The sequence below is a fragment of the Giesbergeria sp. genome (assembly GCF_028686475.1).
Lineage (GTDB): Bacteria > Pseudomonadota > Gammaproteobacteria > Burkholderiales > Burkholderiaceae_C > Simplicispira.
In genome coordinates this window covers 1-22246 of sequence record NZ_JAQUCA010000007.1, presented here as the reverse complement: position 1 = coordinate 22246, position 22246 = coordinate 1, and the positions used below count along the sequence as shown (strand labels likewise).

Below are 22246 nucleotides of genomic sequence, written 5' to 3'. Positions count from 1 at the left end.
GCCAAGCGTTTTCTACCGTTATTCCTTATTGCTAGATAGTTACAAATCCAAACGCTTAGGTTTGTGCTAGGATGCCTATTGAACGCAGTATGGAGCTATTTTGAATGAGACACACTGAAAACCGCTCAGTCCTACCTGTTAGCCGTGATGTAAGCGCTGCCAATGCTGGTGCCACTGAAGCATACTTGCGCGCCATGCCGACAGCAGTCTCTGCACACTACGATCAGCAGACTGAGCGTGTGATCATCGCTCTCAGCAGTGGATTAGAGATTGCTTTTAAGCCACACGATGTGCCGTGCCTTGTGTGTGCTGCACCATCCCAGCTGGCCCGGATGGAGCTGTCCCCATCTGGGTTAGAAATTCACTTTCCTGATTTAGACAAGAAGTTTTCTCTGTCTGCGCTGCTGGAAGGTTTTTTGGGTTCATGGCAATGGACTGCCGCTCATATGGGCAAAGTGGGGGGGGCCTCTACCAGCATCCGCAAAACCAATGCGGCCCGTGCCAATGGACGGCTGGGTGGTCGCCCGCGAAAAGTACAGCCTGCGCAAAAAGCATGAGCTTGTACCACGCTGAAATTTCCGCTGGCTCATTAATGCCTGCCGAGAGTCGTAAAGTCGCCCAGCTTCTCCTGACGCAGCCCACTCCTGCGCAATGGGATGCAGCGATCCAAGACGAAAACATTTTGCAAAAATCAGCTGCTACCGCCCGGCGGCAGGCACATCTGATTCGCAAACGACTAGAAACGCTCGATGCCAAAGGCTGGGAGTGGGTGGCGTATGGCGATACCGAATTGTGTGTGCAAACTTTGTTGGCAGCCGCCATCCGCCATAGCCGCTTGCTAGGGGATTTTTTGTGCGATGTCTATGCACAGCACTTGCGCCAGTTGGAGCGCCATCTCAGCCGCCATTCGTGGGATGCTTTTTTAGCCGATTGTGAAAAAAAAGACCCTACTGTGGCGGGCTGGGCAGACAGCACGCGCAGTAAATTATTCGAGGTAATCGTGCGTATATTGACCGAGGCTAAATATCTCGATTCCAGCAGAACCCGCACCTTGACTCCGCCCCTGCTCCACCCTCAAGTGAGCCACTACCTGCTGACACTGGGCGACCGAAAAACCCTTCGATGGATGGACTATCACGCATGAGTGGAGATTTTGAATCACGCCTTAATCAAGTGCTACCGCGCCTGCTGTCGGCAGATGTATTAGACAACCAAGGCGCAGGGGGTGAAATTGGTTTCTGGATTTTTGACTACCCGCCCGAACAAGAAATGACTATGCGTGCTTGGCTGGCTGAGGTGATTGAGCCTAGCTTGCGCAAGCAGGTACCCGCCATCCGCTTTCAAACCGTGGATTTGTTTCAAACCGCGCTCGATTTGCTGGAGGAGCGCAACTTGTTCGACAAAGCCTGTGCCATGCAAGCCCAAAAAGGCGATGCCGCAGTGCTGGCCTCGCTACGCTCAGTGCTGAAAGAAGACCGCCTAGCTGCACGCATGACAGAAAAACTCGATGTTGCCGCGTTAGACCTGCTCATCATCAAAGGCGTGGGGGCTGTTTATCCGCTACTGCGCACCCATACGCTGCTGTCGGCCTTGCACCCGCACATGCGCCAAACCCCGCTGCTTATGCTCTACCCCGGCACTTACAACGGCCAGTCGCTCAGTCTCTTTAATACGCTGTCTGACGATAACTACTATCGCGCCTTTCGTCTGGTGTCGTAAACACCATCTCATGCACACTTGCTGCCGCACTGCGGCACGCCACGCCTTTCAGGAATACAAGCCATGCGCATCCAAGAACTGTTTGTCAAACCCATCGACCGGCCTATCAATGGTGTTATCAAGGCCGATCAGCGCGATGCCGAAAGCACTTGGCAAGAGCTGGATGAATATGTGGCGACCAAGCAGGTGACGGAATACCTGCGCAAGTTCTTTGATGCCTATTTGGCCACCGCCCAGCATCCCAACGATCCGGCCATCGCCTCGCGCATGGGAGTATGGGTCTCCGGGTTTTTTGGCTCGGGTAAGTCGCACTTCATCAAAATCCTGTCCTACCTGCTCGCCAACATAGAGGCCACGCAGCCCGCCACAGGCCAGGCCCAGCGTGCGCTGGATTTTTTCCAGAGCAAGCTCAAAGACCCGATGTTATTGGGCGATATGCGCCGTGCCGTGGCCGGGCAAACCGATGTCATTTTGTTCAACATCGACTCCAAAGCCGATGCCAAGAACGACCGCGATGCTATTTTGCAAGTCTTCCTGCGTGTGTTCAACGAAATGCAAGGTCTGTCGGGTGATGCCCCGCATGTGGCCGATATGGAGCGCCATCTCCTCAGCAAAGGCGCTTTCGACACCTTTAAGCAAGCCTTCAAAGCCTCTAACGGCAACGATTGGGAAGTGGAACGCGATGCAGTGGACTTCCTGCGTGACGATGTGATTGCTGGTCTCAGCCAAGCGTTGGGCATGTCGGAGGATTCTGCTGGCAAATGGTTTGACGATGCACGCGAGCGCCACACAGTCAACATCGAAGGTTTTGCGGCGCTGGTCAACAGTTACCTACAAACCAAAGGGCCGCAGCATCGTGTGGTGTTTTTGGTGGATGAAGTGGGTCAGTTCATCGGCAACAACACCCAACTCATGCTCAATCTGCAAACCATCACCGAGCAATTGGGTACCCAGTGCAAGGGGCGGGCATGGGTCATCGTCACCAGCCAAGCAGACATCGATGCCACGCTGGGCGAAGGTAGTAAGGCCCACGGGCAAGACTTCTCCAAAATTCAGGGCCGCTTCCACACTCGACTGCTGCTCTCCAGCTCTAACACCGACGAGGTGATTGCCCACCGTTTGCTAGAGAAAACTCCAGCCGCACAGGCCGAGTTGCAGCGCATTTGGGCCACCAAGGGTGACATCCTTAACAACCAGCTGTCATTCGCCGACCACGCCATCGCCTTCAAGCGTATCCAAAGCGCTGAAGACTTTGCCGCGCATTACCCCTTCGCGCCCTACCAGTTCCAGCTGCTGCAAAAAGTGTTTGAGTCCATCCGCAAGGTGGGTGCTACGGGCGTGCATTTGGCCAAAGGCGAGCGCTCTATGCTCGATGCCTTCCAAACGGCTGCTGTGCGCAACTCTCAGCGGGGTACCGATGCCGCCTTGGTGCCCTTGTACGACTTCTATCCCGCCATCGAGTCTTTTTTGGAGCCTGCCGTCAAGCGCGCTATCGACCAAGCCTCCGATAACCCAGCACTGCAAAAGTCGGAAAGCCAGCTCGACGACATCAAGCTGTTGCGTGCGCTCTTTCTCATCCGCTACGCTGATGCCGTCAAAGGCACGGTGGACAATCTGGCCACTCTGTGCCTGAACGAAATCGATGCCGACAAACTGGCCTTGAAACGCAGCATCTCGGAAAGTTTGGAACGGCTAGAGCGCCAAAACTTGGTCAACCGCAATGGCGATCTCTGGTTCTTCCTCACCAACGAAGAGCGCGATGTGTCGCAAGAAATCAAGGCGGTAGATGTTTCCAGCACTGAATTGAGCCGTTTGGTAGCCGAGCTGATATTTGACGAAATCCTCAGTGGCCAAAACAAAGTACGCCACCGCCATACCAAGGCTGATTACGAATTCAACCGCCTGCTTGATGCCGCCCCCTACCGCCAAGCCAACCACGACCTGACGCTAGAAGTGCTCACCCCGGTGGGGGGCGACTACGATTTGATGAGCGATGCCAAGTGCATTGGCCGCAGTATCGAAGGGGCAGGGCGTGCCATCATCAAACTGGCCAACGAAGGTCGGGTGGATGTGGAACTGCGTACCTACCTGCAAATTGAGAAATACATCGGCCCTAAAAACGATTTGGCCACCCCCGCCCTCAAGCGCATTTTGCTGGATCGTAAAGAAGAAAATCGTCAACGCCGTGCCCGCCTGCTGCTGCAACTGGCCAGCATGATAAGCAGCGGCCAGTTCTACGTTTTGGGCCAGAAGACCCAGATCAAGCCACAGCCCCCCAGCAATTTGGTGGACGAGTTGCTTAACTACCTCGTGAGCAACACCTTCAGCAAGCTGGGTTACATCAAGGTGCGTGCTCCAGACCCTATGGCAGAAATTCGCGCTGTGCTGACTGCCGATAGTGTGGCGCAAAGCAAGATGGCCGAAGCCACCACCGAAGAGGGCAACGCTTTGGCGCTGGCTGAAATGCGCCAATACCTGTCAATCGCCGCCAGCCAAAACCGTGTCTTGTTATCGGATGTGGTGGAGCGTTTTGCCAAAGCCCCTTGGGGCTGGCGGCCTGCGTGGGAAACCGTGCTGTTGGTGGCCCGCTTGTTCATGGGGGGCGAAATCAAACTGGTGATGGAAGGCAACGACCTCGACGGCCCAGCGGCCATCGAGCCATTGACCAAAGAATCGCGCTTTCGCACGGTCTATATCCTCAAACGCAAAACCAACGACAACGCCACCCGCCAAAAGGCGCGCGAAATCCACCGTGACCTGTTCTCGCTCATGCCGTCCGATGAGCAAGATGCACTGGTGGCCAGCTTCCGTGAACGGCTGCACAGCTTGAAGGCCGAATTGGAGCGCGCCCGCGTCAAAGCCGAGCAAAAGTATTACCCCGGTGCAGCAGATATTGCCAAAGCCTTGGCTACCATCGAGCAGCAATTGGCCATTCGTGACAGCTACGAATTCATCGAAGCCGTGGTGGCCCGGCGCAATGATTGGCGCGATTTGGCCGATGACACCCACGATGTGCTTAGTTTTTATCGCACCCAAGCCAATACCTGGGTGCGTTTGCTCGACATCTTGAATGCTGTGGCAGACAACCACGATGCCTTGGTCAAAGACCCGCAAGCAGCCAGCGCTTTGGCTCAATTAGAGGCCATCCGTGCCAACCCTGCGCCCTATGGTCAAATTAGCCAGATTGAGGCGCTGGTCACTGCGCTGGCCAAGGCTAATGAAACGCTGGCAGCTGCACGGCGTGAACAAGCCTTGATTTCTATCGAGGCCAAATTGGCCGAGGCCACCCAAGCGCTGGATGCTGCACACGCCCCGCCTGAGCTACGCAACAAGGTACTCAAGCCCTTGCAAGACCTGAAAATACAAGTGGCCAGCCTGAGCAGCATTCCGAAAATCTTGTTTCTGCAAGGTCGGGCGGCAGATTTGCTCGACGAGGTGATGGACAAACTGGCCCAAGCCGCCAAAAACCAAGCATCTGCCCCCAGCGTTGCGCTGGGCAAGTCGGCATCCAACGCCACCCAGCATACGCCGCCCCTGACCCCGGTGGCCAAGCCAATTCAAGTGGTGCGCGTGGCCGATATGGGCAGCAAAACCTACTTAGAGAGCGAGGCTGATGTGGAAGGTTTTGTCACCCAACTCAAGGCCGAGTTGCTGGCGACGGTGCGGGCAGGCAAAAAAGCGCGGGTGCAGTAAGAAAAATACGTGTAATATCAATCCAAATTTGAGAAGATAGATTGATATTTCAATAATGGCAACACATCCTTTCCCACTGTTGCCCGGCAAATCCTTGGTGGCCTTGGGCCAGCGTGTGGCTTTAGCCCGGCGTGCCCGTCAACTCAACCAACGTGATCTGGCTTTTTTAGCGGGTGTTGGGGCCAGCTCTATTGCTGCGCTGGAGAAAGGCCATCCGGGCGTGGCTGTAGGTACTTTGGCACGGGTGCTAGATGCGCTTGGCTTGTTGGCCGAAATTGACCAGTGGCTGCAGCCTGAGCGCGACCCAGCCTTGGTTCAATATGCTGTGCAGCAGCTGCAACGATGAAAACCCCTGTCTGGACTTGGCTGCCCGGTGTATCTGACCCCGTATTGGCAGGGCAGTTGGCGATGATCGCTGGTCAAGGCAAGCTATGGTACGAGCAAGCCTATATGGACATGGCCCATGCGCGCGCACTCGATCCGATACAGCTGCGCTTTTCCCGTAAAAACACGGGCATTCCTTTGTTGCAAAACGGTGGTCTGCCCGGTGTGGTGGCCGATGCCATGCCCGCAGGCTATGGTGCTGACCGTTTACATGCACAGCATGACCGCACTTTGACTCCTTTGGAATTGCTAGAGTTTGGCCCTGCCGACGGAGTGGGAGCCATTGAGGTGTGCCATGATATTGAGCGTAAATTGGCATGGCAGCCCCACACATTGGATGAACTCAAAACCTATATTCAAGAACTAGAAGAAACGACACCAGCCAGCCGGGCTATACGCCGTTTGCTAGACGATGCTACCACCAGTGCGGGGGGGGAGCGTCCCAAGCTGACTTTGCAGCACCAAGGTAAGCTGTGGCTTGCTAAGCTCCAAGACCGGGGGGATGCGCCCCACCTGCCAGCGCGTGAATACATTGTGATGCGTATGGCATCAGAGTTGGATTTGCAGGTGCCCGAAGTGCGATTGGAAACCCATGCTGGGCGCGAAGTGTTCTTAATCGAACGCTTTGACCGGGTTGGCGATCCGCTGCACCTTCAACGCCATTTGTTTGCCAGCGCCCACACTGTCTTGGGATTGAGTGCCAACACTTTGCCTGGCGATGCGCGACGTTCGTATTTGGTCTTAGCCGATCAGATGCGTCGCTGGATTAGTGACCCGCAAGATTGCCAGCAAGACCTGCAAGAACTTTGGCGGCGCATGGCTTACAACGCGCTGGTGGGCAATGGTGATGACCACCCCCGTAACCACGGTTTGTTGCACGACGGCACGGGTTGGCGACTGTCTAAAGTGTTTGATATTACCCCTTTGCCCACTTTTAACCGCATCTTGGCCATGAGCGTAACTGCCGATGGCTCGCAAGAGTGCTCTGCACACAATTTGTTGAGTGCAGCACCGCATTTAGGCATGAGCTTGCGCGATGCTGCTGCTTGGCTTGGCGACGCTGCAGCCTATGTTGCCCAGTCCTGGGAGCAACTGTTGCAAGACCAAGGTGTGCCTGTGCTACGGATTGCCCAGTTTAGGCCCGCTTTTGCTTTTGCCACCGAATTGGCTGAAAACCCTGAACTTCTGGAACAGGCGCTGACTTCCGTGGAGCAACAAACCCGGCGCAAAGGGCAGCGCAATAAAAGATGAAAAACAGCATCATTTCCACAGCATAGAACACCCCCCAGAGCGTCTAATATGAACAAATCCAACCTCAAGTCCTACGCCCCCCAAGCCCGCAAGGACTTCATAGCCGCCTTAACCGCCCGCGCCGCATTGCTGGGCATCAGCGCCACGCAGGTAGCGCCCGCCACGGTCAGCGGGGGTGTAGCCATTATCGACGGCACCGAGTGGCCCGCCAAAGTCGCCGCGCAACGCGCCACACTGGTGCAACGCATCCAACGCCAAGGCTTTGCCCAAACCATCGAAGAAGTGGCCTACACTTGGTTTAACCGCTTGGCCGCGCTGCGCTATTTGGAGTTGCACGACTTTTTAGACCACGGCCAGCGCGTGCTGTCCAGCCGCGATGCTGGCCTGCCCGAGCTACTGCGCCACGCCAGTGCAGTAGTGCTGCCCGGCCTGAACCCAGACCAAGTGCAAGCCATGCAATTGGCAGGCAACCAAGACAACGCCCTGTATAAGCTGCTGCTGGTAGCCCAGTGCAACGAGCTATCGCGCACCATGCCGTTTTTGTTCGAGCGCATTGACGACGACACCGAACTGCTGCTGCCCGATAACCTGCTGCACACCGATTCCATCATCGCCAAACTGGTGGCGGGCGTGCCCGAAGCCGACTGGGAAGACATCGAAGTGATTGGCTGGCTGTACCAGTTTTACATCAGCGAGAAAAAAGACCAAGTAATAGGCAAGGTGGTGAAAAGCGAAGATATCCCCGCCGCCACGCAATTGTTTACGCCCAACTGGATCGTGCAATATCTGGTGCAAAACAGCGTGGGCCGCCTGTGGCTGATGGCCAACCCCGGCAGTACCTTGGGCCAAGAATGGCCCTACTACATTGAACCGGCAGAGCAAACGCCCGAAGTGCAAGCCCAGCTTGATGCCCTGATCCAAACCCGCATTGCCGAAGACGGCGGCACGCTCAACCCCGAAACCATCACCGTGCTAGACCCGGCCTGCGGCAGCGGCCATATTTTGGTGGTGGCCTACGATGTGCTGAAGGCCATTTATTTAGAACGCGGCTACCGGCTGCGCGATATTCCGCGCCTGATTTTGGAAAAAAACCTCTACGGCTTGGACATTGACGACCGCGCCGCGCAAATGGCCGGTTTTGCCCTGCTGATGAAAGCCCGCGCCGATGACCGCCGCCTGTTGAGCGACGCCAGCCAGCCGCCGCGCCTGAATATCCACAGCCTGCAAAGCAGCCAAGGGCTGGACGCCGACACTCTCTGCGCCGCCTTGTCGCCCGTGTCCCCCGTGCCTCCCGTGTCCCCCGTGCCTCCCGTAGGTTGGGTTGGCCCGCAAGGGCTAACCCAACAAACCCAACCAATCCAACAAACCTTGGATGCACCGGGGATGGATGCGACGGGGATGGATGCACCGGGGATGTTGGGTTACGTAGTAACCCAACCTACGGGAGGGGGAGAGGGCGGTCTGGGTGCCACCGTGGCCGCGTTGATTGCTACCTTTGAACATGCCAAAACTTTTGGTTCGTTGATAAAAATCAGCCCGCAATGTGCCGCGCAACTGCCCGCGCTGCGCGAGTGGCTAGAGCCAGCGCTGCACGCCGCCGATTTATATGCCCAAGCCGCCGCCAAAGACCTGTGGCCGCTGCTGCAACAGGCGCAGGTGTTGGCGATGCAATTTGATGCGGTGGTGGCCAATCCGCCGTATATGGGTGGTAAGTATCTAACCCCGGTACTGAAGAATTATTTGAAGGCTGAATATGCCGGTTATGAAAAAGACCTGTTTTCAGCCTTTATGATGCGAGATTTATCTTTTGCAAAACCCAACGGCCAACTTGGCTTTATGTCGCCGTTTGTATGGATGTTTATTTCTTCTTACGAACAACTACGCACCCACTTTATTGATAACGCCACCCTAACCAGTTTAATCCAATTAGAGTATTCCGGTTTTGATGGGGCCACGGTGCCGATTTGCACTTTTACCTTGGCCAAGCAGCATGTGGCACAGTTTGTCGGGTCTTATGTGCGTTTGTCAGATTTTAAGGGTGCAGACCAGCAAGGGCCAAAAACGCTAGAAGCGATTAAAAACAAGGATTGCGGCTGGTTCTATACGGCCAAGCCGGATGATTTCAAGAAAATTCCGGGGAGTCCGGTGGCGTATTGGGTCTCCAATAAAGCTAGGGATAATTATTTAATATCTAAATTGCTCGGAGATATTAGTCAGCCTCGACAAGGAATGGCCACAACGGACAATAAAAGATATTTGCGGCTTTGGCATGAAGTGCCCAACAACAAAATTGCATTCGGCTGCAATAGTGCTGATGAAGGCAATAATATTGGTAAAGATTGGTTCCCATACAACAAAGGTGGGGAGTTTAGAAAATGGTATGGCAACAACGATTTCGTGATTTTTTATGAAAATGGTGGTGAAGCACTAATCAATATGGTTCGAGAGAAGTATCCGCGAATTAGTGATCCAGAATTCGTTATAAAAAACCGAAAGTATTATTTCAAGCCATCCGTAACATGGTCATACATTAGTTCTGCGTACTTTGGCGTTCGAGTTTCCGATGCTGGATTCATCTTTGATGTTGCAGGGTCATCAATTTTTCCTGATGAAGATCAGCGAATGTGGATTGCTGCCTTAATGGTTAGCAAGGTTGCTAGTTATTATCTAAACGCAATAAATCCGACATTAAATTTTCAGGTTGAAAATATTTCAGCCATCCCGGTTCTTGACTCGGAACTTGATCCCTTAAAATCGCAACTGACCACTTTGGCAAAGGCGGCAATCTCTATCGCTAAGAACGATTGGGATTCAGAAGAAAGCAGCTGGGACTTTTTGGCAAGTCCTTTGGTTGCAGCGGGAACAAAAGCAGAATCCTTGGAAGTAAGTTGGCAAAATCGCGAAGTAAGTCTTCTGCAAACATTTGAAGATTTGAAAGGAGTTGAGGAGAGAAATAATCAGATATTTATCGACGCCTACGGCCTCCAAGACGAACTTTCCCCCGAAGTCCCCGAATCCCAAATCACCCTCACCCGCGCCGACCGCGAAAAAGATTGCCAGCGCCTGATCTCCTACGCCATCGGCTGCATGATGGGCCGCTATAGCCTCGATGCGCCCGGCCTCATTTACGCCCACGCGGGCAATATCGGCTTTGACCCCAGCCGCTACCCCAGCTTTCCCGCCGATGCCGACGGCATCCTGCCCATCACCGACGAACATTGGTTTGCCGACGACGCGCCCGAGCGCATCCGCGAATTTCTGCACGCTGTCTGGGGGCCAGATACTTTGGCCGAAAACCTCGCTTGGCTGGCCGAAAGCCTTGGCCCCAAAGCCAGCGAAACCCCGGAAGAGACCATTCGCCGCTATATCGCCAGCAAGTTCTTCAAAGACCACCTGCAAACCTACAAAAAGCGCCCCATTTACTGGCTGTTCAGCAGCGGCAAACAGGGCGCGTTTCAGGCGTTGGTCTATCTGCACCGCTACCACGAGGGCACACTGGCCCGGATGCGCGCTGAATACGTCATCCCCCTCAGCGCCAAAATGGCCAATCGCCTAGAAATGCTAGAGCAAGACGCCAACGCCGCCAGCAGCACCGCTGCGCGCACCAAACTGCGTAAACAAATCGAAGCCCTGCGCAAAAAACACACCGAACTGCTGGCCTACGACGAAACCCTGCGCCACTACGCCGACATGCGTATCACGCTGGATTTAGACGATGGCGTGAAAGTCAATTACGGCAAGTTTGGCGACTTGCTGGAGGGGGTCAAGCTGGTCACGGGGGGCAGTGGGGATGATTAATTCCGTTCGGTTTGTCAACTTTAAGTCACTGGCCGAAGTGACGATACCGCTGGGGCAGTTCAACTGCCTGGTGGGTATGAACGGCGCGGGCAAAAGCACCGTGCTGCAAGCCTTCGACTTTTTATCGCAGCTGATGCGTGGCGACTTGCAAGGCTGGCTAGATCAGCGCGGTTGGAAGGCTGTTGACCTCAACTGCAAACTGCGCAAGGAACGTAACATCACCTTCAATGTCAGGTTCACCACCTCCGATGGTGGCTTGTTGACCTGGATCGGTGTCTTTAACCGCTCCGATATGCGATGCTCGCATGAGAGCGCGTTCTTGGGTGATGGTAAAGCGACGCATAACTTATTGCGCTTAACTGGCCAGTCTTACGCCCTAGAAGCCAAGCCCAGCCAAAACATTGCCTTTGAGTACGAAGGCTCCATTCTGTCGGCATTGAAAGAAACTGAACTTGCGCTGCCTTTGCGGGAGTTCCGTGATGCGCTGCGTGCCGTTCGCTCCCTAGAGCTGTTGTCGCCCCACTTGCTACGCAAGAGTGCCCGCACCAGTGAGCATGATATTGGCGCAGGCGGCGAGAAATTGTCGGCCTATCTGGACAACATCAAAGGGGAACAAAAAGCCTCCTTGATAACCTTGTTGCAGCAGTTCTACCCCGCGCTGGTCGATTTTAAGATTACCTCGCAAAGGTCGGGCTGGAAAAAGCTATCGGTGTTCGAGCAGTTTGGCGAGCAACGCATGGAAACCGATGCCCTTCACCTCAATGATGGCTTGTTGCGTATTTTGGCGGTGCTAACCCAAGCAGATGCCAAACGCTCTTTACTGCTGCTCGATGAGCTAGAGAACGGCATCAACCAAGAGATTGTCGAAACGCTGGTGGACACCTTGCTGCAAAGCCCGCAGCAGTTGTTAGTGACCACGCACAGCGCGTTGTTGCTGAACTACTTGCCCGATGATGTGGCGCGCGAGGCGGTGCAACTGCTTTATAAAACCCCAGAGGGTGAGACGCGCATACGGAAATTTTTTGGTATTCCACGCATAGCCGAGAAACTCAAGGCAATGGGGCCAGGCGATGCCTTTGTCGATACGGATTTAAAGCTACTGGCCCAAGAGTGCATCACGCTAGACCAAGCGCGCCAAGCCTCCATCATGGCCGAAGCTGCTGCCGAAGCACAGGCCATGTCGGATGTAATATGAAACTGATTGTGAGTGGAGAAGGCCCTACGGACATAGGTGCTTGCAACAATGCACAGGGCGTATGCTTTGATGGCGATTTTTCGCCGGGGCCGATGACAATCTGGTTGCAAAGGCTGTGGGAGTTGCTGCTGGGCTATGACTTGCGTTCTTTTCCCGAGGCGGTCATTTTTATCAGTGAGACCACATTGGCCCAAGAGGCCAAGCGAAGCCGTGGGCGTATGCAGTCGCTCAGAGGCAGGCATCAGCAGGCTGAAACGGGTCTGTACTACAACAATGCAAAGCAGTTGGGTTTAGCTGCAAAAAAATGGCAAGCCAAGGATGGTTCGCCGGTGATAGCGGTGTTGTTTCGAGATAGTGATGGCACACGCAGCGCCCCCGGACAGCTTTGGCACAACCAATGGCAAAGCATCTTGGATGGTTTTAAGGCAGCGGATTTTGATTTTGGTGTACCAATGCTGCCAAAACCAAAATCAGAGGTGTGGATGTTGGCTTGCACTCAGCAGGGCCATCCTTCCTATGCGGCCTTGGAAGATATTTCAGGCAACGACAATGCCCCTCGTTCCGCCAAATCGCAACTCGACCATGCTTTAGGCGGACACCAGTCCGCCGCCCAGTTGGCCCTGTGGTGCCAAGACCACCCCAGTGACTGGGAGCCACTGCAAACCATGCCTAGTTTCAAGGCGTTTTATGCGCGTTTTTATGCTGTAGCAAACGCCATTCTTCACCCAACCAAGGCCGCCGCAGTATGAATAAGATGGCTGCATACCGGAGAACACGACATGCTCGATTCACTGTTGATCAAAAACTTCCGTTCACTAGAGCACCTAGAGGTGCCCAAACTGGGGCGCGTCAACCTGCTGGTGGGCAAAAACAATTGTGGTAAAAGCACGGTACTGGAGGCGCTGCGCATCTATGCGGGCAACGCGCACCGTCCTTTGTTGGAATCCATAGCGCGTGGGCACGACGAGCGCTACCAAATCAGTGAATCCATCCCTCTGGACGATGAAACCTTGCTGCCATTTCAAGATTTTTTTACTGGCCGATGCTTTCCTCGGGATGATCAGACAGCGATTGAAATTGGCTCCATCCGCTCGCCTGAAGCAAGACTTGTTATCAGGTATGCCTTATTGGAAGAAGTGGAAGAAACTATCGAGGATGAGCAAAAGGGTGTCATTAACCGCGTTCGACGTTCATTGTTTAGCCCAGATGAAGAAGTTGAAACGGATGTTGATTTACAGCCTGTTTTTGTTATTCAACGAGCTGGAAAAGTTTGGCCACTGATGAAGCTCATGGTAACAGCTGTGCGCTCTCGCCTACTCTACGAAAGCATTCCTACTCAAGCGTGCAGCTTGGTTCCAACTGAATTTATTTCTATGGATGAGTTGGCAGATGCTTGGGATAGCGTTGCCTTGACCGAACAAGAAGAAGTGGTGAAACGTGCTTTACGCATTATTGAACCAAATTTTGAAAGTTTGGTGTTTGTTCGTGCTGATGCCAGCCCTAACGGACTGCGTTCACGCTCTACCACGCGCACCGCTATGGTGAAATTAACTGGCATAGCCCGTCCAGTGCCCCTTAATAGCTTGGGTGATGGCATGTTGCGTGTGCTACAGCTGTCCTTAAAGCTATTTGCTGCTAAAGGGGGATTTTTCCTGATCGATGAATTCGAGAATGGCCTGCATTATTCAGTACAAGAAAAAGTTTGGGCCTTGCTATTTGAAATGGCCGAGCTGTACCAGATACAAATCTTCGCCACTACCCACAGCTGGGATTGCATCGAGAGTTTCACCAAGGTAGCAGTGGCCCGTACCCAGACGGATGGCGTGCTGTTCCGTCTAGGCCGCAGTGTGCGTACCAGCGACCAAGGCCGGGTGATTGCCACGGTGTTTGACGAAGCAGCATTGCAGAACATCACCCAGCACGATGTGGAGGTGCGATGAGCGCTAAAAATATCTTGCTGGTCGAGGGCGAGTCTGATCGTGGCTTTTTTGAAGCGCTGTGCAAGCAGTGGCGATTGCCGGTGCAAGTCAAGGTAAGCACGCCACGCGATGCTGGCCATGCCAAAGATACCAAGCAAGCGGTGCTCTCGGTGTTAGAAACCACCTATCTGAGCCAACTGGCTGACGGGCAAATCGAGCGCCTGGCTATTGCTGTGGATGCAGACAGAGTCAGCGATGGCGGTGGCTTTGAACGCACCTTAACCCAGTTGAGCCAACGCCTCCACCCAGCGGGTTATGCACTGGATACAAGCACTGAACCGGGCGGCCTGCTTTTCACACACAACGATGGCTTGCATGATATTGGCGTATGGATCATGCCCAACAACGCCGATGAGGGTGCGCTGGAGCATTGGATTCAAATCAACCTTCACCCGGCTGAAGACGCATTGATGCAGCACGCACGGGCATCGATAGATCAAATTCCGCATGGACAAAAATTCAAATCGTCACGGCGCACGAAAGCGGAAGTATCCACTTGGTTGGCCTGGCAGGCTGAACCTGACCACGGCCTGTGGCAAGCGGCAAAGCCCGGCTTGCTGGATGAAACGGCCCCGCAGTTTCAAGCTATCAAGGCTTGGCTGGAGAAAGTTTTCCCTACAGCGATATGAAACCCGTGGATTCCCCCCCCTTCCTCCCCGCCTTGGCCCGCCTGTTCACAGAAGGCCACAACTTAGTGTTCTGGAACGATGCCGAGGGCGAGTTCACCCAAGACATAGACAGCTTGGTACTGAATAACGCTAACGTGCTGCGCCTAGACCAAACCCCGCTGCTCAAGGTCAAGCGGGAGCTGGAAGCCGCCCCTAGCGCCAACTGGCTGCTATACAGCCCTGCACCCGTGCCTGAGCCAGTGGATGACTGGTTACTCGATGCCCGCCTGCGCGGCAAAGCCTTCAGTGCCGACACGGCTTCCATGCAGCTGGACGAGCTGGGCCTGGCCAGCCATGCGCTGCGCCCGCACCTGAAGCAGCGCGCCAAGTTTTTACGCGCCAAAGACCGGCTAGAGCGCCTCAAGCGCTGGGTGCATCCGCAAGACACCGCTGCCGACCTTGACCGCAAAATGCTGGCCGTGCTGGCCCGTGCCGATACCCCCGATGCCGCCAGCATCTTCCTGAAGATTTTTAGCACCTTGGCCGCTGATGGTTCCGACCTCAGCGTCACGCCGAAACCCTTGGCCGACATGGCCAGCAATGGGCTGGAGCCTACCTTGTGGACGCTGGCCGAGCAGGAGTTTGGCTACACCGTCGCGGCTGCTGAGGAGTCACCCAGTTTGCGCGGTTTGTTGTACCACCTGCTGGTGACGGACTTTGTGAATGCCGTGGGCACAGCCCCGCCAGCGCTCAAGCCTTTTGTCATTACCGACCGGGCGCGGGCGGCCCATGCCAGTGTATTTGCCAGCCGCTGGCGTAGTGACATGAGCAACTATGCCAGCTACGACACCTTGGCCAAAGTAGTGGCCGAAGAGCTGCATATCGAAGCACTGCTAGGCCAACTTCATGCCGACCAGCTGGCTGAGGCGATGACATTCGAGGCCGTTGAAAAACGCATCATTGCCGACCTCAAGGGACGCATCATGGCAGGCCACGGGGCGAATATGGATGCAATGCGCACCCTGATAGCCAAGCGCCGTAACGGCCACTGGGCCAATCCCTTACTGGCGGGTGCCAACGAGAATACCAAGGCACTTTCCGCCAGCTACGATGCTTTGGAGGCGGCAGCCAGCTTCTTTGAGCTGCAAGCTGCACACAGCCAAGGCTTTAGCTTTGCCAATGCCCAAACCGCATTTGAACGCTACCGCGACGAGCTTTTTCGTTTTGACCAGCTGTACCGTGTCTTCATGCGCGCCACCGAGGCGGTCGAGCCTATGGGCTGGTCGCTGCTGCACGAGTTGCGCGTGCGCATGGAAGAATCCTATTCCGGTTGGTTCATCAGCCATCTGGCTTCGGCTTGGGATGCAGTGTTGGAGGGCGAAGGTGGTCTGCTGCAACAGTGGCGACTGCCTGACGTAGCGCACCAAGCCTCGTTTTACCAGCATTACGTTGCCTCCAGTTTCAGCGCTGCTGGCCCCAAGCGGGTCTATGTGGTGATTTCAGATGCGTTCCGCTTTGAGGCGGCACAAGAACTGGCCCGTGAGTTGAACTCGCGCAATCGGGTGAAAGCGCGGCTGGATGCCATGCTGGGCGTGCTGCCCAGCTACACGACATTGGGCATGGCCAGCCTGCTGCCACACCAAAGCATGGCCTACAAAGCCAATGCAGCGCTAGACGTTACAGTCGATGGACTACCCACAGCCACCTTAGAGCAGCGCAGTGCCATTTTGGCCCAACACGGTGGTGTAGCCATTGGCCGCGATGAGCTGATGGAAAAGGGCAAAGACAAGGGCCGCGAATTCGTCAGACCCTACCAAGTGGTGTATGTGTACCACGACCGTATTGATGCCATTGGCGACAAACGCGGCACCGAAACCAAAACCTTTGAAGCCACAGCGCAGGCCATTCAAGAGCTGTCCGAGCTGGTGGGCTTTATCTTCAACAACCTCAACGGCTCCACCATCTTCCTGACGGCAGACCACGGCTTTCTGTACCAAGAATCGGCACTAGAGGAGGCAGACCGCATCGCAGTCCAAGAGGGTATGCCGGGCGTACTCAAGAGCAAAAAGCGGTATATCTTGGGCCGGGGCTTGTGGCCGATGCAAGGGACTTGGGCTGGCAACACTGCCAGCACCGCAGGTACGGCACCGGGTGAAGGTAGCGTAGATTTTCTGCTACCCAAGGGGGCAGGGCGCTTCCACTTTGTCGGCGGTGCGCGCTTTGTTCACGGCAGTGCCATGCCGCAGGAAATTGTGCTGCCCGTATTAGTGATCAAGGAAAGTGAGGCCAGCCAAACCCGCACCCGTACCGTGGAGGTAAGCCAACTGGGTTCGAGCCACCGGGTAGTTACCAACAAGCAGCGGTTTGAGTTCATCCAAAACGATGCCGTCAGTGACCGGGTGCTGCCTGTGACACTGCTGTTGAGCATCCGCGATGGTGAGGTGCCAGTCAGTGATGAACAGGCGGTGACGTTTGATAGCACTTCGTCGATGCTGGAGGAGCGCAAACGCTCTATTTTTCTCACCATACAGGCCGGAACTTACGACCGCAACAAAGACTATGCGCTAGTGGCCCGCGATGCCAAAACCAAGGCCGAAGCCTGGCGCACACCCCTGCGCATTGACCTCGCCTTTAGCAACGATTTTTAAGCCCCCTCATGTCAGATACCCCGATAACCGCCGCTGTGACTCTCAATACCAACTCCACCTTGGATGGTGGACTGGACAGGCTGTTGAACCAGCACTTTGCTGGTAAGGTAGTGCGCAAAGACTTGACCAAGCTGATCAAAGAAGGGGCCAACGTCCCGGTGTATGTGTTGGAGTACCTGCTGGGCATGTACTGCGCCTCAGACGACGCAGCCACTATGGAGACCGGATTGGAAACCGTCAAGCGTGTGCTGGCGGAAAACTATGTGCGCCCAGACGAGGCCGAGAAGGTCAAGAGCAAAATCCGCGAGCGTGGCTCCTTCAAGGTCATCGATAAAGTCACCGTCAGGCTCAATGAAAGGCGCGATGCCTACGAAGCGCTGCTGTCCAACTTAGGCATCAAGGATGCCGAAGTGCCAGATTCTTATGTGCGCGAGTTCGAGAAATTACTGGATGGTGGCATCTGGTGCATCATCACGCTCCAGTATAGGTTTGAAGAAAATCAGAAAACCTCGCCCTTCATCGTCTCTGACCTCAAGCCCATTCAAATGCCGGGCTTGGATATGCAAGAGCTGTTCAGTGGCAGGCGCAACTTCACCGAAGAGCAGTGGCTGGATGTGCTGCTACGCTCAACTGGCATGGAACCTACCTGCTTTAAGGAGCGGGCTAAATGGCATTTGCTGGCCCGCATGATTCCTTTGGTAGAGAACAATTACAACCTTTGCGAGCTGGGGCCACGCGGCACAGGCAAGAGCCACATCTACAAAGAGATCAGCCCCAACTCCATTTTGGTGTCGGGTGGCCAAACCACTGTGGCCAACTTGTTTTACAACATGGCGGCACGCAAAATTGGCTTGGTAGGGTTGTGGGATGTGGTGGCCTTTGATGAAGTAGCAGGCATCAACTTCAAAGACCACGACGGCGTGCAGATCATGAAGGACTATATGGCCAGCGGTTCGTTTAGCCGAGGGCGTGAGTCGATCAACGCCAGTGCCTCGATGGTATTTGTCGGCAACATCAACCAGAGCGTGGAAAGCATGGTCAAAACCAGCCACCTACTGGCCCCGTTCCCGCAGGCCATGATTGACTCCGCCTTCTTCGACCGCTTCCACGCCTACGTGCCGGGCTGGGAAATTCCCAAGATGCGGCCAGAGTTCTTCACCAACCAATACGGTCTGATTGTGGACTATCTGGCTGAATGGGCGCGTGAGATGCGCAAGCGCAGCTTTGCCGATGCTATCGACAAGTTCTTCAAGCTGGGCAATAACCTGAATCAGCGCGATACCATTGCGGTACGCCGAACCGTTTCAGGGCTGCTGAAGCTGCTCTACCCCAACGGGGAATACACCAAAGATGCGGTGCGCAAGTGCTTGGAATACGCGCTGGAAGTGCGCCGCCGTGTGAAAGAGCAGCTTAAAAAGATTGGTGGGATGGAGTTTTACGACGTGCATTTCTCCTACATCGACCTAGAGAGTATGCAGGAGCGGTTTGTGTCGGTACCTGAGCAGGGCGGCGGGGGCTTGATTCCTGAAGGCCGTTTGCAGCCAGGTGTCTTGCACACGATTGCTATGGGTTCAGCAGAAATACCCGGTATCTACCGCCTAGAAATTCAGGCTATGGCAGGTACCGGAAAACTTAATGTGTCAGGGGTGCTATCACGCGAACCAGTAAAAATAGCTTTTGACTATTTTAAGGGGAATGCTCATCGAGTTAGTGCGTCCATTCATCCGACCGAGCGTGATTACCACCTGCACATGGTTGAATTGCAAAATTCTGGCAATCCAGAAAACTTGACATTGACCAGTTTCATTGCCCTATGCTCTACTGCATTGGCCAAGCCGGTGCAGCCACAATTGGTAGTGATGGGTGACATGACGCTGGGCGGTACGATTGCACAAGCACGAAACTTGGCAGAAAGCCTCCAAGTGGCATTTGACGCTGGAGCTAAGAAAATATTGCTGCCGATGTCGAGCGTGGTAGACATTCCATCGGTTCCTGGTGAATTGTTTGCGAAATTCCAAACGAGCTTTTATTCTGATCCGGTAGATGCTGTTTTTAAGGCTTTAGGCGTTGATTGATTAAATCGGTTTCGATAGCACATTGCTACAACTTAATGGAGGATTTGCATGGGTTGGAGATTCCAAAAACGCATCCGGCTTTTGCCCGGTATCGCGCTCAACCTCAGTCGAAAAGGCATCAGCACCTCGATTGGTATACCTGGTGCCCGTGTTACGCTGGGGCATGGCAAGCGGCGCACCACATTAGGAATTCCGGGTAGCGGACTCAGCTATATCACTGTGCAATCCACCAAGAATGCACCTCCATCTGCTCAACCACAAGCGCGAGCTGGCCGGTGGCTCAAGTTGCTGCTGATTGCCGTGGTGATTTTTATCGTGGCACTTGTGATAGGCATTAGCGAGGCACGGGCAATCAGCCAATAGCTGTACTAGCGCTTTTTCTCAATAGCCATCAAAGTCTGGCCAGCCTGCTCCCGAATTGCCTGCTGCGCCTCGGGTGCCATCTTGTCCCAGTTGCGGTACACCATCGCCAGTCGATGGTTGCCGCGAAGCTGGGGTTCATGGCGGGCGAAAAAGTCCCAGTAAAGCGCATTAAACGGGCACGCGCCATCCCCGGTCTTCGCTTTTTTATCGTAGCGGCAGCCCTTGCAATGATCGCTCATGCGGTCGATGTAGGCAGCGCTGCTCACATAAGGCTTGGTTGCCAACAGGCCGCCATCTGCAAACTGGCTCATGCCCAAGGTGTTGGGCGCTTCCACCCACTCGAACGCATCGATGTAGATGCCCAAGTACCAGCGGTGCAGCGCCTGCGGCTCTAACCCAGCCAGTAGCGCGAAGTTGCCAATCACCATTAGCCGCTGGATATGGTGCGCGTAGGCGTGTTCCAGCGACGTATTGATGGCGCTTGCCATGCAGGCCATGTCGGTTTTTCCCGTCCAAAACCATTCTGGCAATGGGTGATGGTGGCCCAGTGCGTTTGTTTCCGTGTAGCCCGGCATGTGTGCCCAGTAGAAGCCCCGGACGTACTCACGCCAGCCGAGAATTTGCCGGATGAAACCTTCGGCGGCGGCCAGCGGCACGAGGCCATTGCGCCATGCGACTTCCGCTGCCTGCACAACCTCCCGTGGATTGAGCATTTTCACGTTCAGGGCGAACGACAACAGCGAGTGGAACAAGCGCCATCCGTGGGATGAGATGGCATCTTGGTAGTCGCCAAAGTGGGGAAGGGTATGGGCGATGAAGGCATCCAGTTGCGCCAGAGCTTCTGTGCGGTTCAGGGGCCAGCGAAAACACTGCGCCTGCGGATTGCCGAAGTGGTCGATTCCACTGGCAGCAATGGTTTGCCATAAGGCGCTATGGTCGTGCTGTGGGCGAAAATCAGGTGGTTCTGGTGGCGTTCCGTGCCAAGGTTTGCGGTTGTCGTGGTCAAAATTCCATTGCCCGCCAGCAGGCTTGCCTGTCGATTCCATCAGTACCGCATGGCGACGGCGCTGGGTGCGGTAGAAGTGTTCAAGCAGCCATTGTTTGCGGCTTTGGAAAAGCTGCGCGGCTTCGTGCCTGCTGGTGTAGAAATGCTCAGAATCCACCATCGTAACTGGCACTGGAGTGCTTTGCGCCCAAGCAGAAAGCTGTGCATCCAGCCGCCATTCATCCGGTGCTTGGTACTGCACGGCATTGGCTTGGTAGTGGGGAATCAGCGCATCCAGATTGCCGGTGAGAAGCTGGCAGTTCGATGGATCGTCGATGGCGACATAGCGCACACGATGGCCGTGGGCCTTGAGATGGCGGGCAAAGTCGCGCATGGCGGCAAAGATGGCCAGAATTTTTTGGGCATGGTGGCGCACATAGTCCGTCTCTTGCCGCACTTCCATGAGCAGGTACACCACGTCAGGTTGTATCGTGTGAAACCATGAGTGCGCGGGGTTCAGTTGATCCCCAAGAATGAGGCGCAGGGTGGGACGGAGCATGGGACGCTACTATAGCGAGAAGATTGGGGTGGCCTGCCATCGCCAGCCTTTGTGTGTGGTGTGGATGCCTAAGCTGTGGCGGTGCGCCTAGTACGCCAGCCGAACGAAAATTTGAGCGCTACCGCCCAAGCTAGGCAGGCTTGCTCGGTGCGTGTGTTGTAATGCTGCTGTGTGTGACAGGTGGATACGCATACGCTCCTGCTGCTTGGGCGGCGTGGGGCATCCGTGGGGGGAATCATCCGCAGAATTTTAGGTTTGGCTAAACGGCGGATTGTTGGCATTTCCCTATGGATGGGGTATGATAGCCGGATTTTATCTGACTGCTGGCCAGCAGTGGGGCAGTCGTCTAATCCTAGTTAGATGCCATGTTGACCATCTTCGTGCTCACAGAAAAATCATTACCGCAAGACTGTTGTTTGCCTATCGCAGACACCATCATCTCTTCTTCGCACTGAGGAGAAAGAGCATGAAGAACTGGCTGTTCCTGACTATTGCAATCATCGGTGAGGTTGTCGCAACTTCAGCGTTAAAATCCAGCCATGGCTTCACAAGGCTAGTACCATCTGTTGTGGTTATGGCAGGCTACGGAATTGCCTTTTACTTTCTATCTCTTGCACTCAAGTCAATTCCCGTAGGCATTGCATACGCAGTCTGGGCTGGACTCGGCATTGTGCTCGTAGCAGCTATCGCTTGGATCTTTCATGGCCAGAAACTCGACTTGTGGGCATTCGTTGGCATGGGACTCATTGTGAGTGGGGTTGTCGTTCTAAATCTGCTGTCTAAGGCCAGCGCACATTGATAGGGCTGGCATCTAACAATTCATTCAAGCCGACGCCGCTTCGCGGCGCGGCTTAATTCAGGCGTTAAACATCATGAGGGAAGCGGTGATCGCCGAAGTATCGACTCAACTATCAGAGGTAGTTGGCGTCATCGAGCGCCATCTCGAACCGACGTTGCTGGCCGTACATTTGTACGGCTCCGCAGTGGAT

At 54.8% G+C, this 22246-nt stretch carries 16 protein-coding genes and 1 pseudogene; 16 read left to right on the top strand and 1 reads right to left on the bottom strand.

Features of this window, described 5'->3' with window-relative positions; translation table 11 throughout:
• Positions 1-194: 194 nt before the first annotated feature.
• The 14 genes from PHX60_RS06570 to PHX60_RS06505 all read left to right on the top strand — a co-directional run bounded on the left by PHX60_RS06570 (position 195) and on the right by PHX60_RS06505 (position 19713).
• On the top strand, positions 195-557 hold the full coding sequence (locus tag PHX60_RS06570; protein ID WP_300076317.1) for a DUF2442 domain-containing protein: 363 nt from the start codon (positions 195-197) through the stop codon (positions 555-557).
• Positions 554-1144, top strand: a complete 591-nt coding sequence (locus PHX60_RS06565; RefSeq protein ID WP_300076033.1) for a DUF1819 family protein — start codon at positions 554-556, stop codon at positions 1142-1144. The genes PHX60_RS06570 and PHX60_RS06565 overlap by 4 nt, the downstream gene beginning before the upstream one ends.
• Positions 1141-1719: a DUF1788 domain-containing protein gene (locus tag PHX60_RS06560; RefSeq protein ID WP_300076032.1), complete on the top strand. Its 579-nt coding sequence runs from the start codon at positions 1141-1143 to the stop codon at positions 1717-1719. The genes PHX60_RS06565 and PHX60_RS06560 overlap by 4 nt, the downstream gene beginning before the upstream one ends.
• A gap of 63 nt (positions 1720-1782) precedes the next feature.
• Entirely contained in the window at positions 1783-5412 is a 3630-nt protein-coding gene (gene brxC, locus PHX60_RS06555; RefSeq protein WP_300076030.1) for a BREX system P-loop protein BrxC, read from the top strand.
• 55 nt (positions 5413-5467) lie between these two features.
• Entirely contained in the window at positions 5468-5758 is a 291-nt protein-coding gene (locus tag PHX60_RS06550; RefSeq protein WP_300076028.1) for a helix-turn-helix domain-containing protein, read from the top strand.
• Complete coding sequence (locus tag PHX60_RS06545; RefSeq protein WP_300076026.1) at positions 5755-7047, top strand: type II toxin-antitoxin system HipA family toxin; 1293 nt, start codon at positions 5755-5757, stop codon at positions 7045-7047. The genes PHX60_RS06550 and PHX60_RS06545 overlap by 4 nt, the downstream gene beginning before the upstream one ends.
• 48 nt (positions 7048-7095) lie before the next feature.
• Positions 7096-10845 carry a BREX-1 system adenine-specific DNA-methyltransferase PglX gene (pglX, locus tag PHX60_RS06540; protein WP_300076024.1) on the top strand — a complete coding sequence of 1250 codons (3750 nt, stop codon included), beginning with the start codon at positions 7096-7098 and terminating at the stop codon, positions 10843-10845.
• Positions 10838-12040 (top strand): ATP-binding protein, encoded by a 1203-nt coding sequence (locus PHX60_RS06535; RefSeq protein ID WP_300076022.1) that lies wholly within the window; start codon positions 10838-10840, stop codon positions 12038-12040. Before pglX ends, PHX60_RS06535 begins: the two co-directional genes overlap by 8 nt.
• Positions 12041-12132: 92 nt before the next feature.
• A complete protein-coding gene (locus PHX60_RS06530) occupies positions 12133-12789 on the top strand; it encodes a hypothetical protein (protein WP_300076020.1) in 657 nt (218 codons plus the stop codon).
• 30 nt (positions 12790-12819) lie between these two features.
• Entirely contained in the window at positions 12820-13980 is a 1161-nt protein-coding gene (locus PHX60_RS06525) for an ATP-binding protein (RefSeq protein ID WP_300076018.1), read from the top strand.
• Positions 13977-14648 (top strand): DUF3226 domain-containing protein, encoded by a 672-nt coding sequence (locus PHX60_RS06520; RefSeq protein WP_300076016.1) that lies wholly within the window; start codon positions 13977-13979, stop codon positions 14646-14648. Before PHX60_RS06525 ends, PHX60_RS06520 begins: the two co-directional genes overlap by 4 nt.
• 5 nt (positions 14649-14653) lie before the next feature.
• Complete coding sequence (gene pglZ / locus PHX60_RS06515; RefSeq protein WP_300076014.1) at positions 14654-17275, top strand: BREX-1 system phosphatase PglZ type A; 2622 nt, start codon at positions 14654-14656, stop codon at positions 17273-17275.
• A 35-nt stretch (positions 17276-17310) separates the two neighbouring features.
• Entirely contained in the window at positions 17311-19350 is a 2040-nt protein-coding gene (brxL, locus tag PHX60_RS06510) for a protease Lon-related BREX system protein BrxL (RefSeq protein WP_300076012.1), read from the top strand.
• Positions 19351-19398: 48 nt separating this feature from the next.
• Positions 19399-19713: a DUF4236 domain-containing protein gene (locus tag PHX60_RS06505; RefSeq protein ID WP_300076010.1), complete on the top strand. Its 315-nt coding sequence runs from the start codon at positions 19399-19401 to the stop codon at positions 19711-19713.
• Positions 19714-19718: 5 nt separating this feature from the next.
• Here the strand turns inward: PHX60_RS06505 and PHX60_RS06500 are convergent, their stop codons facing one another.
• Positions 19719-21257 (bottom strand): cryptochrome/photolyase family protein, encoded by a 1539-nt coding sequence (locus tag PHX60_RS06500; protein WP_300076008.1) that lies wholly within the window; start codon positions 21255-21257, stop codon positions 19719-19721.
• A 466-nt stretch (positions 21258-21723) separates the two neighbouring features.
• Between PHX60_RS06500 and qac the strand changes: the two genes are divergently transcribed.
• Both qac and PHX60_RS06490 read left to right on the top strand, forming a co-directional pair.
• Positions 21724-22056, top strand: coding sequence for a quaternary ammonium compound efflux SMR transporter QacL (gene qac, locus PHX60_RS06495; protein ID WP_300076006.1), 333 nt, complete (start codon positions 21724-21726; stop codon positions 22054-22056).
• A 73-nt stretch (positions 22057-22129) separates the two neighbouring features.
• Positions 22130-22246, top strand: a pseudogene (locus tag PHX60_RS06490) (ANT(3'') family aminoglycoside nucleotidyltransferase); the annotation flags it as partial.

Bases quoted from the DNA above. Each gene is read 5' to 3' on its own strand.
- PHX60_RS06570 (WP_300076317.1), top strand. From the start codon at position 195: ATGCCGACAGCAGTCTCTGCACACTACGATCAGCAGACTGAGCGTGTG.
- PHX60_RS06565 (WP_300076033.1), top strand. From the start codon at position 554: ATGAGCTTGTACCACGCTGAAATTTCCGCTGGCTCATTAATGCCTGCC.
- PHX60_RS06560 (WP_300076032.1), top strand. From the start codon at position 1,141: ATGAGTGGAGATTTTGAATCACGCCTTAATCAAGTGCTACCGCGCCTG.
- brxC (WP_300076030.1), top strand. From the start codon at position 1,783: ATGCGCATCCAAGAACTGTTTGTCAAACCCATCGACCGGCCTATCAAT.
- PHX60_RS06550 (WP_300076028.1), top strand. From the start codon at position 5,468: ATGGCAACACATCCTTTCCCACTGTTGCCCGGCAAATCCTTGGTGGCC.
- PHX60_RS06545 (WP_300076026.1), top strand. From the start codon at position 5,755: ATGAAAACCCCTGTCTGGACTTGGCTGCCCGGTGTATCTGACCCCGTA.
- pglX (WP_300076024.1), top strand. From the start codon at position 7,096: ATGAACAAATCCAACCTCAAGTCCTACGCCCCCCAAGCCCGCAAGGAC.
- PHX60_RS06535 (WP_300076022.1), top strand. From the start codon at position 10,838: ATGATTAATTCCGTTCGGTTTGTCAACTTTAAGTCACTGGCCGAAGTG.
- PHX60_RS06530 (WP_300076020.1), top strand. From the start codon at position 12,133: ATGACAATCTGGTTGCAAAGGCTGTGGGAGTTGCTGCTGGGCTATGAC.
- PHX60_RS06525 (WP_300076018.1), top strand. From the start codon at position 12,820: ATGCTCGATTCACTGTTGATCAAAAACTTCCGTTCACTAGAGCACCTA.
- PHX60_RS06520 (WP_300076016.1), top strand. From the start codon at position 13,977: ATGAGCGCTAAAAATATCTTGCTGGTCGAGGGCGAGTCTGATCGTGGC.
- PHX60_RS06505 (WP_300076010.1), top strand. From the start codon at position 19,399: ATGGGTTGGAGATTCCAAAAACGCATCCGGCTTTTGCCCGGTATCGCG.
- PHX60_RS06500 (WP_300076008.1), bottom strand. From the start codon at position 21,257: ATGCTCCGTCCCACCCTGCGCCTCATTCTTGGGGATCAACTGAACCCC.
- qac (WP_300076006.1), top strand. From the start codon at position 21,724: ATGAAGAACTGGCTGTTCCTGACTATTGCAATCATCGGTGAGGTTGTC.